The sequence below is a fragment of the Arsenophonus endosymbiont of Apis mellifera genome (genome assembly GCF_903968575.1).
GTDB classification, from domain to species: domain Bacteria; phylum Pseudomonadota; class Gammaproteobacteria; order Enterobacterales; family Enterobacteriaceae; genus Arsenophonus; species Arsenophonus apicola.
Genome location: NZ_CAJCFU010000079.1, coordinates 298,889 through 311,461, shown reverse-complemented (window position 1 = coordinate 311,461; position 12,573 = coordinate 298,889). Strand labels below are relative to the sequence as shown.

Below are 12,573 nucleotides of genomic sequence, written 5' to 3'. Positions count from 1 at the left end.
GGGATTTTATTTTAAATGAAAATTTACTTTGTCAATACAGGTTTAAATTAATTTATAAACATGATTATTTTTTAAATATAAAAATTATTTATTTTTGTAGCAAATAAAAGACAATAAATTAGTTAATTTTAACCTGGCTAAAGATAAATTTTTTACTCTGCTATTAAAACAATAAAAATGAAATAAAAAGGTGATATTATGGCGAATAAAAGAGTGAACACTTTGCGTGCTTCACTAATATGCTGTGTAATATTGGCAATAACACCAGCATGTGCTGAGTTGGCGCAAATAGACACGATCACAAATACCCAAGTCCCTTTAACAAATTTGGTTACTGAGCAGAAAAATATAACTGTGCCAGAGATGCAAAAAAGCCGTCAGCAACTGCAGGGCTGGTTATCACCTGGTATTAATTTAGTCTATATGGACAGGTTAGCGAAGCTCTATGCTGAAAATAATATGCAACCTTTATGGGATAATGAAGCTGCGGTAATAGAATTCAAACAGCAATTAGCCGAATTGGCGCTGGCCGGTTTTCAGCCGCAGTTTGGTAAATGGCTATCACTATTAGTAAAAAATAAACAACTCAATCAGATGGAACGAGATGTTATTTTATCAGATGCGATGTTAGGTTATTTATATTTTATATGTAATGTAAAATATAATGGTAAAGATTGGTTATATCAGAAAACGCCTTATCCACTTCGTGAGCCAACGATTGGTAGTGTTTCTCAGTGGCAAAGCGCGATTAACGCTAAACAATTAGCTAGTTGGATCAAAACATTAGCGCCGCAACACGCCTCATATTTACCAATGAGGACGAAAATGTTGGCTTATTTGGCTGATAAACAAATATGGCCAAAAATAAATACGGTTAGTCTATTAAAGCCAGGGCAAGCAAGCAACGATCTTGTTTCCTTAAGTGAAATTTTAACTCGCAATGGGTTGTTAACCCAGGATGCGGTAAAGGATGAAGATATTCGTAATTATGGTGGATTATTAGTAGATGCGGTTAAACAATTCCAGAGAATGTATGGATTAGAGCCGGATGGTATTATTGGTAACGCAACATTAAAATGGCTAAATACTTCACCTACCGAGCGGGCCGGATTACTGGCGATTAATATCCAGCGTTTAAGAATTATTCCTAATGAAGGTGGTTCTGACATCTTAGTTAATATTCCTGCTTATACTTTACATTTTTATCTAAATAATCAATTAATTATAGATTCTAAAGTTATTGTGGGTCGCCCTGATCGTAAAACCCCAATAATGAGTAGTGAACTTAATAATGTCGTTATTAATCCACCCTGGAATGTTCCTACTAGCATGGTTCGTAAAGATATTTTGCCTCAAGCCAGAAGGGATCCGGGCTTTTTTGCTCGCCGAGGTTTTACGGTTTTATCTGGTTGGGAGCGTAATGCCTATCCTATTGATCCTTACTCGATAAATTGGAATGCCATCTCATCTTCATCCTTTCCCTATCGTATACGCCAGGCACCAGGGCCAGCCAATGCCTTAGGCCGTTATAAATTCAACATGCCAAGTACTGATGCAATTTACTTACATGATACCCCTAACCATAGTTTATTTAATCGGCAAAATCGTTCAATTAGCTCTGGTTGTGTGAGAGTGAATAAGGCATCAGTATTAGCATCAATTTTACTTGCGCGTGCTAGTTGGGATCAAAAGCGTATTGACGCTGCACTTCAGCAAGGTGAGACACGTTATATTAATATTCCTGGTAGGATACCTATTTATCTTTATTACCAAACTGCCTGGGTTGATAACAAGAATAGCGCTAATTTTCGCGATGACATTTATGGCTATGACAAAGTTATTTATGGGGCGATAAATTATTTAAATGAAATAAGAGCCACCCTTAATGAATAAATAAAATGATATAAAAGAGGCAAAAACTTCTTTTATATTACTTTTCAATCGCGGATTATTTTTTAACTATTTAGTATAGATGCATAAATATCGCTATTTGTGATAAATTATGCCTTGTTTAATATAATCGACTAAATGCAGATACTAATAAGATTGATTGATAAACTAGCCTAATTTAAGCATGATTTGTATAAATATTGAACAATTTGATGTGCTTATTGCCATAATAGGTTATAATAATGTTATTTGTATTTATAATTAACATGTATTAAAAGTGATATTCTATAGCGTTAGATAGATATTTTTTACATAATTATACAAAAGTAGTGAAATAAATTCGGTATAATTATCGTACATATTGATTATTATTTTTTCTTTTTATTTGAGTTAAGTGGCTATGGACAATATTGATCAGAATCGACGAAAATGGTTAGGTTATGGCGCAATAACACTGGGTTTTAGCTTATTACCTAGCTATGTCTTTGCGGCATTAACCACCCCGCGACCCAAAATTCTGCGCTTTGAAAATCTTCATACTGGTGAGTTTCTTAAAACTGAGTTTTTTGATGGTCGTCGTTATAATAACGCTGAATTGACCAGATTGAATCACCTATTCCGTGATCATCGTAATAATAAAATTAAAACCATTGATCCGAAATTATTTGATCAGATTTATTTGTTACAAATGTTAATGGGAACCAATAAACCTGTTCAACTCGTTTCTGGTTATCGTTCTGTTGAAACCAATAATGCTTTACGACGTAAAAGTAGTGGGGTTGCTAAAAATAGCTATCATACCCATGGTCGAGCAATGGATTTTCATATTAAAGGGATCGAACTTAGCCATATCCGCAAAGCTGCATTAAAGATGCGAGCGGGAGGAGTAGGTTATTATCCTAATAGTAATTTTGTACATATTGATACAGGACCGGTCAGAAGATGGTAATCTATTAGATATTAAATAAATTTTTATTTAAATAATGGATTTACTACTATATGAAATTTGAAATTATTCCTGTAACCGATTTTAGGCAGAATTGTACGCTAATTTGGGATGAAAAGAGCTTAGATGCCGTAATTGTTGATCCTGGTGGCGAAGTAGCAAAATTAATTGCTGAAATTGAAAAGCGTTCATTAAATTTACACTATATCTTGCTAACTCATGGTCATTTTGACCATGTAGGTGGTTGTGCCGAGATAGCAGCACATTTTTCGGTGCCAATTTATGGCCCGCAAAAAGAAGATGAATTTTTGATCAAAGGATTAGCAGTGCAAAGCCAAATGTTTGGTGTCGCAAAATGTCCAGACTTTACGCCAGATCGCTACTTGCAAGAAGGAGATGAAATTCGTTTTGCTAATATCAAATTGTCTGTCTTACATTGCCCGGGGCATACGCCTGGACATGTTATCTTTGTTAATCATGCCGATAAGCTAATTTCGATGGGAGATGTGCTTTTCCAGGGTAGTGTTGGGCGCACTGATTTTCCGCAAGGTGATCATGCAACATTAATCCATTCAATTAAAACAAAAATTTTGCCCCTCGGTGATGATTATCAATTTATTCCTGGCCATGGATCAATGTCTAATTTGGCTGCTGAGCGGCAATTTAACCCCTTCTTACAAGAGTAGTTTTATGCGGCTACGACCATTTTGCTGTTGGCTGTGACTAATAAAAAACCGATTAGGGCATTGTCCTAATCGGTAACTATCTGAATTAACTATATGTTTCTTTATAATACATCAATGATAGCTTTGCAAAGAGGAACCATATTCTCTAACGTTAAGCCAGCCACATTAATTCGACCTGAACTAATTGCATAAATTGCATGCTTTTCACGTAGCTGAGTTACCTGTTCTTCATTAAGCCCACTAAAAGAGAACATGCCGTTTTGTCTGCTAATAAAACTAAAATCTTGCTTAGCGCCTTTTTCTTGTAAGGTATTTACAAATAATTGTCGCATCCGTTGGATGCGTTGCCGCATGGTTGTCAACTCTTCGATCCACTCTTTCCTTAGTAATTCATCAGATAAAATGGTGGTAACAATAGCTGCACCGTGGGCAGGGGGATTAGAATAGTTTGCGCGAATAATCGATTTTATTTGACTAAACGCTCGCTCGGCTTGCTCGCTATTATTGGCAATAATTGTACAGGCACCAACCCGCTCATTATATAAACCAAAATTTTTCGAATAGGAGCTGGCAATGATAATTTCTGGATTTTTGTTGGTAAAAATACGTAAACCTTGTGCATCTTCATCCAGGCCTTTTGCAAAGCCCTGATAGGCAAAATCAAAAACCGGTAGTAAGTTTTTCTCTGCTGCCAGGGTAGATAGAATTTCCCATTGTTCTGGCGTTGGATCGATACCGGTAGGGTTATGACAGCAACCATGTAGTAATAGGACATCACCCGGCTTCGCATCTTCTAAGCTGGTTAACATGCCAGCAAAGTCTAGATTATGCTGATTAGCATCATAGTAATGGTAATAACAGCTTGTCAGTCCGGCCGCTTTAAATATATTTTCGTGATTTGGCCAGGTTGGCTGGCTGATCCAGACGCGTTGGGCAGAGGTCTGTTTAGCAATAAATTCAGCCGCAATACGCAATGCACCGGTTCCGCCTGGTGCCTGTGACGTGCGAGCGCGATCTTCGGCGATAATCGGATGGTTGTTGCCGAAAAGTAATGCTTGCGTAACGGTGGCAAATTCCGCTATCCCACTAATAGCAAGATAATTTTTAGTCACTTCCTGCTCTAACAGATATTTTTCTGCTTTTTTGACAGAAGTAAGAATGGGGGTTTTCCCTGACTCATCCTTGTAAACACCAATACCTAAATTGATTTTTTGTTTACGCGGATCAGCATTAAAACTCTCTGCCAAGCCTAAAATAGGATCCGCAGGAGCTGCAATAATATTTTCCAACATATTTATAATTCCAGTAACTCAATTGTGATTTGATAATCGAGGGATCTCAGGTTAACGCGATGAAAATGATTTGCCAACACTCTGCGCTAAAAATAAGGCAAACTTGTGATATTAGTTTAGGTTGGTATTGTCTGATAGGTAACAATATTTTAACAGTTAACATGGACTACTAAAAAAAGCAGCGCTTATGCGCTGCTTTTTAGATTTACGTTTTCACTTTTACTGCTAAATCACCGCTAAGCGATAATTAGAACTGGTAAACTAAGCCTAAACCAACCAGGTTGTCTCTGCCAATACCATATTTATCAGCAAAGCCATTGCTGCCATTGATTAGGTTAATTTTGTAATCAACAACTGCGGTCAGGTTTTTGTTGAAATAGTAGAAAGCACCTAAAGAAACGTATTTCACTAAGTCTTGCTTCTGCGAGTAGGCAGCATCAGTTAAATCTTTACCTTTAGACTGCACATAGGCGATAGATGGTTTCAGACCAATTTCGTCAAACAGATACTGACCAACGATTTCGAAGTTTTCAGTTTTGTTAGCGACTTGAGTGCCATCTGTATTAAGAGTTGTTTCTTTACCGAAACGAGTCATATTACGGGTTTCACCGTACATGGCTGCCAGATAGAGGTTGTTGGCATCATATTTGATACCTGCGTTCCAGCCTTCAGCACTATTACCGCCAGCGCCACTGTCATTTTTTTGCTGATCAGTCAGGCCACGATTAGATTTGGCGTAACCAGCGCCCAGCGCCACGCCCCAGCCGATATCGTAGTTGGCGGCCAGACCGAAGCCATCACCGTTATTTTTCAGGAATTTATCGCTGCCTGATTTATTGCTGTCCGTATTTTTGCCTTGATACTGTAGGGCGAAGTTCAAGCCATCGACCAGACCAAAGAAATCAGTGCTACGGTAAGTTAACAGGTTACGGTTACGGCCAGTCAGGTAGCTGTCAGCTTGAGACATAGAGTCTGCACCATAAAGAGGCAGAACGTCAGTCCATGCGTTGACATCATACAGAACACCGTAGTTGCGACCATAATCTATTGAACCAAAGTCAGCAATTTTCAAACCGGCATAAGCTAGACGGTTTGTGTTTTCGTTCTCAGCTTCACTTTTGTTGGTTTTAGTTTCCCACTCGAAACGACCAAAACCAGTCAGTTGATCAGAGATTTGAGTATCACCTTTAATACCAAGACGAACACGCGAATCATCGCCTTCATCGCCACCACTGCTTTTGCCAAAGAAGTGACGAACGTCAACTTTACTGTATAGATCCAGTTTGTTGCCGTCTTTGTTATAGATTTCAGCTGCGTTTGCTGTACCAGCTCCAGCTATCAACGCCGGGATAACTATTGCAAGAATATTGCGCTTCATCATTATTATTACCCTCATTGGTGTTATTCGGACACCTGCCACTGCCAAAAATAAATTCCCAACCATTGGGAACTATCTCTAAGAGTTTAGTGTCGTCTCGTTTCTGCGTCCAGTGTTCCATTGGTAAAAATTTTTATCTACCCTGAAAATGATACAAAAATACAATATTTGTAACAAAAAGAAATAATATGTTTCAAAATGTAAATAAAGGGGAACTTTTTAATATTTATCATAATTAGAAATAAAAAGGCCAGCGGTATACTGGCCAGTTATGATTAAAATATTTATTCATTTTATGGGATTAAATATTTAAAAGCTCGCATTACGTGGAGTACGCGGGAAGGGAATAGTTTCACGAATATTTTGTACGCCAGTGACATAAGCGACTAGGCGTTCAAATCCGAGCCCAAATCCGGCGTGGGGCACAGTACCATAGCGGCGCAGATCGCGATACCAACTATAATCTTGTTGGTTAAGCCCCATCTCTTCCATGCGAGCATCCAATTTATTCAATCGCTCTTCACGCTGAGAGCCACCAATAATTTCGCCAATACCGGGCGCTAATACATCCATGGCAGCAACGGTTTTATTATCATCATTCAGACGCATATAAAAAGCTTTAATATCTTTTGGATAATTTTTAACCACTACGGGTGCTTTGAAGTGTTGCTCAGCTAAATAACGTTCATGTTCTGAAGAGAGATCGATACCCCAAGCCACTGGGTTTTCAAAGGTTTGACCCGATTGCTCCAGCACTTTGATGGCATCGGTATAGTCGATTTGGGCAAAATCTGAGGCAATAAATTTTTCCAACCGGCTGATCACTTCTTTATCGATCCGGTCAGCGAAAAAGGTTAAATCATCATGGCGTTCTTGCAAAACCGATTTAAAAACATATTTTAACATTTTCTCAGCCAGCGAGGCGATATCGTTCAAATCGGCAAAAGCGACTTCCGGTTCAACCATCCAGAATTCGGCTAAATGGCGGCTGGTATTCGAATTTTCTGCCCGAAACGTTGGGCCAAAGGTATAAATTTTGCTTAAGGCACAAGCATAAGCTTCGCCATTTAGCTGACCGGATACAGTTAGAAATGCTTCTCGGCCAAAAAAGTCTTTATCAAAATTAATATCACCTTTTTCTGTGCGAGGAATAATTTGCAAATCTAATGTTGAGACACGAAACATCTCACCGGCTCCCTCGGTATCGGAGGCGGTGATAATGGGTGTTGAGACCCAGAGATAGCCTTCATCATGAAAGAAACGGTGAATAGCTTGTGCTAGCGTATTACGAACACGGGCAACAGCGCCGATAAGATTGGTGCGCGGACGCAGGTGTGCCACTTCGCGTAGATATTCAACACTATGACGCTTGGCAGCCATAGGATAACTATCAGGATTTTCTACCATGCCGACGACAACAACTTGAGTGGCAGATAATTCAAATTTTTGTCCTTGACCTTCCGATGGCTTCACAATGCCGGTTACTTCAACTGAGCAGCCGGTGGTCAGGTGTAAAACGTCGTTTTCATAATTATCTAGTTGATTATTTACAATAGCCTGTAATGGATTAAAGCAGGAACCGTCATAGATGGCGAGGAATGAGAAACCGGCTTTTGAATCTCTCCTTGTACGTACCCAGCCACGAACGGTTACTTCTTCGCCTACCGCTACACGGCCTTGCAGTACTTCGACTACAGGCGCTATGTTCATAAAATACTCTCTTTTGTTATTTAGTTGTTTAAAGTTGTTTGATCCCGTTTGGGAAAGGCCTTATGTTACTTGTCCACACGTAGGAAACAAGTAAAAATAGCAAGTTTAAAATGGGAATAACCAGATGAAAAGACCTTTGTAATAAGAATTTAATTTAGCTTGATGCGCCAATTAACAAAATAGCTTGCCATAATAATCAGTTAGGTTTGTCATTAACCTGCTTAGTTATATTGGGAATATCAAAGGCTTTTTTCAAGCGATCGACAAATTCATCGTCATCACAGATAGTTTTTCCTGGGCTATCAGACAACTTAGCTACTGGCTTACCATTACATTCCACTAATTTAATCACAATATTAAGTGGTTTTACCCGAGGAATATTGCAGGTTAACCGGGTTCCAATACCAAAAATAAGATTAATACGTTTATAAAAATGTTTATAAAGGATCAACGCTTTTTGTAGGTCAAGGTTATCTGAAAAAACCAGGGTTTTACTCATCGGATCGATGGCCAATTTTTTATAATGACGAATTGCTTTTTCACCCCATTCTAACGGATCTCCCGAGTCATGCCGTAATCCTTGATAACGATTAGCAAAGTTAATATCGAAGTCACGTAGGAAAGCATCCATCGTAATACAATCTGTTAGTGCAATGCCTAGTTGATCGGGATATTCATTTAGCCAACTTTGCAGCGCAACGCGTTGGCTATTAGCCAGTTCAGTACTAATTTGTTGATGAGCTTGAAACCACTCATGAGCTTGGGTACCCACCGGTCTGAGTTGTAGTTGTTCGGCTAATTTATAATTACTAGTGCCAGAAAAATAAGGAAAATGGTTTTTTAGTTCATTAACAATAGCGGATTGCACTGTACGAGAAAAACGCCGACGAGTGCCAAAATCCATTAATTTGAAGTTTGCTAAATCGATATTTTGCATTTTTGCGTCTTGGTAAAAATGCTTAATCAATTTATGTAACTGTTCAATGGCATCTTCGGCTGTTACATTGGGCGAGCGGGAGCGATGAACCAGTTCGCTGATTAAGGCTAATAGAGGGACTTCCCAAAGAATGACTTCACGCCATGGGCCACTAATTCTGAGTGCTAATTGATTTTCTGGTGTGGTATAAACGTTAACCTGCGTGGGATTGAAGCGAAAATCCTTCAACCAATCGAGATAATCTGTTTTAAAAAAAGGCAGACCTTGCAGATAGTGGTATTCAGTTGGTGTTAATGCAACGTGTGCCATTAAATCTATTTGTTGGCGTACAGCTTGGGCATAGTTACCAAGTCGCTCATCACTACGGCAACGAAATTCTGCCACTACTGACACATGGTTATAACGATGAAAAACGGCTTGTTGCATATGCAGTTTATAAGCATCAGTATCTAGTAGTGATGTAATGATAGGTGGTGCATCTAAATTCATAATGCGTTAGCTTTCCTCGCGGAAGCATTACTCTCGACTTAAAGATAAAATATGCCAGAGTATACCTGTTGATGCTAGTAAGAGTGAAGGCTGTTGTATATATATTTCTGGCGTAGTTATAAAAAATTCTAATCATCTATTTGATATTATCAACTTATTTTTATATTGGCAGCGCTTTTTGCCGCAATAAATAACCCATTAAACAGGACTGGCAAGCTTGAACATTAATCATAGGTAAATGATTTATGATCAAAAGAAACAAGTTTTAAGATATCATTTTTGCCAAATAATTGACCACATTGAGACATTAGAATAATTGATACAGGTAAAAATTTACTATGACGCAACAGCGACAAGAGAAATATCGTCAGGATTACCAGGCGCCTGATTATACCATTACAGATATTGAATTAGATTTTCAGCTTGATCCGGCAACAACTATCGTTACCGCTATTAGCCACGTAAAACGATTAAATTTACAAGCTAATCGGCTGATACTCGATGGTGAAAACTTGATTTTGCACACGATCCATATTGATGATAAACCGTGGAGCGACTATCGTGAAGAGGCTGGGAAACTGATTATTGAGTCAGTGCCAGATAGTTTTGTTCTTAAGATCGTTAATGAAATAAACCCAGTAAAAAATACCGCGCTAGAGGGGCTTTATGTGTCAGCTGATGTCCTTTGCACTCAGTGTGAGGCAGAAGGTTTCCGTCATATTACCTATTATTTAGATCGACCAGATGTATTAGCGCGTTTTACTACTTCTATTACCGCTGATAAAAGCCGTTATCCTTATTTGCTTTCTAATGGCAATCAAATTGATAAAGGAGAAAAAAAAGATGGCCGTCATTGGGTAAAATGGCAAGATCCGTTTCCTAAGCCGAGTTATCTTTTCGCCCTGGTAGCAGGTGATTTTGACGTTCTATACGATAATTTTGTTAGTCAAAGTGGCCGTAATGTAACGTTAGCTCTTTTTGTCGATAAGGGTAATCTTGATCGTGCCGACTGGGCAATGGTGTCGTTGAAAAATGCCATGCGGTGGGATGAGACACGTTTTGGTTACGAATATGATTTAGACATCTATATGATTGTTGCCGTTGATTTCTTTAATATGGGAGCCATGGAGAATAAGGGACTCAATATTTTTAATGCTAAATATGTGTTAGCAAAAACAGAAACGGCAACGGATAAGGACTATCTGAATATTGAAGCGGTGATCGGTCATGAATATTTTCATAATTGGACGGGTAATCGTATTACTTGCCGTGATTGGTTTCAATTAAGTCTTAAGGAAGGTTTAACGGTTTTTCGTGATCAAGAGTTTAGTTCGGATATGGGTTCTCGTTCCGTAAATCGGATTGAAAATGTTCGGCTGATGCGCGCGCACCAATTTGCTGAAGATGCCAGTCCAATGGCGCATCCTATTCGGCCGGAAAAAGTAATTGAAATGAATAATTTCTATACTTTGACCGTTTATGAAAAAGGGGCGGAAGTTATTCGAATGTTGCATACTCTGTTAGGTGAGGAGCGGTTTCAGGCGGGTATGAAACTCTATACTGCTCGTCATGATGGTAGTGCAGCAACCTGTGATGATTTCGTCCAAGCTATGCAAGATGCCTCTAATATCTCTCTGACGCTATTTTGTCGTTGGTATAGCCAATCGGGTACACCTTTAGTGACGGTCAGAGATGAATATTTAGCGGATAAGCAGCAATATTTACTGCATATTAGCCAAACCACAGCGCCAACGGCAGATCAAGCAGAAAAATTACCCTTACATATACCACTAGATATTGAGCTGTATGATACAGAAGGTAATGTTATTCCATTACAATATAATGGTCACGCTGTACACTCAGTGCTTAATGTAGTTAAGGCACAACAGACTTTTATTTTTGATCAAGTTAATTCACGGCCAATACCTTCATTACTGCGTGAGTTTTCCGCACCGGTGAAATTGGATTATTCATACACAGATGAGCAATTAGCATTATTGATGCAATATGCTAGTAATGAGTTTGCTCGTTGGGATGCGGCGCAATCGCTACTAGCAATTTATATTAAACAAAATGTGGCACGCCTACAGCAGCGGCAAGAATTAATATTACCGTTGCATATTATTGATGCATTCTGAGCGGTTTTACTTGATAAAGCCTGTGATCCGGCTTTAAAAGCACAACTATTTACTTTGCCTTCAGAAAATGAAGTCGCCGAGTGGTTTGAGATCATCGATCCGATAGCCATTCACGATGTTATTAACTTTATTAGCCAAAAATTTGCCACTGCAATGACGGCGGAATTTGTTACCGTTTATCATGCTAATAAAGTGACTGAGTATCGGATTGATCATGGGGATATTGCCAAACGTTCCTTGCGAAATAGATGCTTATTTTATCTGGCTTTTGGCCATAATAAGCCCCAAGCGGATAAGTATGTATCCGAGCAGTATTATCAGGCTAATAATATGACTGATGCGATGGCGGCATTAAATGCAGCAGTGGCGGCACAATTACCAAGTAGTCAACAGCTTATGGCAGAGTTTGAACAGCGCTGGCGCCATGATGGTTTGACAATGGATAAATGGTTTATGCTGCATGCTAGCAGTCCAGCTAAAAATGTTCTGACAACCGTACGTTCTTTGCTGACTCATCCAACATTTAGCATGGAAAATCCTAATCGAGTACGTGCACTGATTGGGACTTTTGTTGCACAAAATCCTTCGGCATTTCATGCCGAAGACGGCACTGGCTATCAATTTTTAGTGGAAATGTTAACTATTTTAAATAGCAGCAATCCGCAAGTTGCTTCGCGTTTAATTGAACCATTGATTCGTCTAAAGCGCTATGACGAAACACGGCAAAATCGGATGTATCAGGCGTTAAAACAGTTGCAAGGATTAACCGATCTTTGTGCTGATCTATTTGAAAAAATTACTAAGGCGTTGGAAAAGCAATAGCCTTTTATTTTTTGCTAAGCTACTAACGTTTTCCTTAATCAAAACGATTAGTCAAATAAGATATCCCTTCTTTTGCAAGATTATTTGGGGGGGATATCTATCAGTTTGCTTTTACCTATTATTTTTGAAAACTTAAATGACAAAAAGCAGTGTCATATTAGGCATATTTAAATTATCATGATCATCTGTACATACCATTTGAGTTTACTGATAAATTTAGCAGTAGACTGTTTTATAGAGTAAAAAGCGGCAAATGGTTTCTACGACTAAATAATTTACATTATC

General features: G+C 38.6%; 7 protein-coding genes and 1 pseudogene. 4 read left to right on the top strand and 4 right to left on the bottom strand.

Annotated features, from left to right (window positions below; translation table 11 throughout):
• Positions 1-198: 198 nt before the first annotated feature.
• From ldtD to H1X92_RS15240, 3 genes are all read left to right on the top strand, one after another.
• Positions 199-1,893, top strand: a complete 1,695-nt coding sequence (gene ldtD, locus H1X92_RS15250) for a L,D-transpeptidase (protein ID WP_180560935.1) — start codon at positions 199-201, stop codon at positions 1,891-1,893.
• Positions 1,894-2,290: 397 nt separating this feature from the next.
• The gene (locus H1X92_RS15245; protein ID WP_180560934.1) at positions 2,291-2,839 is read left to right on the top strand and encodes a YcbK family protein; all 549 of its coding nucleotides are present in this window, start codon (positions 2,291-2,293) and stop codon (positions 2,837-2,839) included.
• 50 nt (positions 2,840-2,889) lie between these two features.
• Positions 2,890-3,522 (top strand): MBL fold metallo-hydrolase, encoded by a 633-nt coding sequence (locus H1X92_RS15240; protein WP_180560933.1) that lies wholly within the window; start codon positions 2,890-2,892, stop codon positions 3,520-3,522.
• Positions 3,523-3,623: 101 nt separating this feature from the next.
• Here the strand turns inward: H1X92_RS15240 and H1X92_RS15235 are convergent, their stop codons facing one another.
• The 4 genes from H1X92_RS15235 to pncB form a co-directional block, all read right to left on the bottom strand.
• On the bottom strand, positions 3,624-4,814 hold the full coding sequence (locus H1X92_RS15235) for an amino acid aminotransferase (protein WP_180560932.1): 1,191 nt from the start codon (positions 4,812-4,814) through the stop codon (positions 3,624-3,626).
• Positions 4,815-5,061: 247 nt separating this feature from the next.
• Positions 5,062-6,195 carry a porin gene (locus H1X92_RS15230; RefSeq protein WP_304488599.1) on the bottom strand — a complete coding sequence of 378 codons (1,134 nt, stop codon included), beginning with the start codon at positions 6,193-6,195 and terminating at the stop codon, positions 5,062-5,064.
• A gap of 306 nt (positions 6,196-6,501) precedes the next feature.
• Positions 6,502-7,902 carry an asparagine--tRNA ligase gene (gene asnS / locus H1X92_RS15225; protein WP_180560931.1) on the bottom strand — a complete coding sequence of 467 codons (1,401 nt, stop codon included), beginning with the start codon at positions 7,900-7,902 and terminating at the stop codon, positions 6,502-6,504.
• Positions 7,903-8,098: 196 nt separating this feature from the next.
• Positions 8,099-9,328 carry a nicotinate phosphoribosyltransferase gene (gene pncB / locus H1X92_RS15220; protein ID WP_180560930.1) on the bottom strand — a complete coding sequence of 410 codons (1,230 nt, stop codon included), beginning with the start codon at positions 9,326-9,328 and terminating at the stop codon, positions 8,099-8,101.
• Positions 9,329-9,666: 338 nt separating this feature from the next.
• Here pncB and pepN point away from each other — a divergent pair.
• Positions 9,667-12,288 (top strand): annotated as a pseudogene (pepN, locus tag H1X92_RS15215) (aminopeptidase N).
• Positions 12,289-12,573 lie beyond the last annotated feature (285 nt).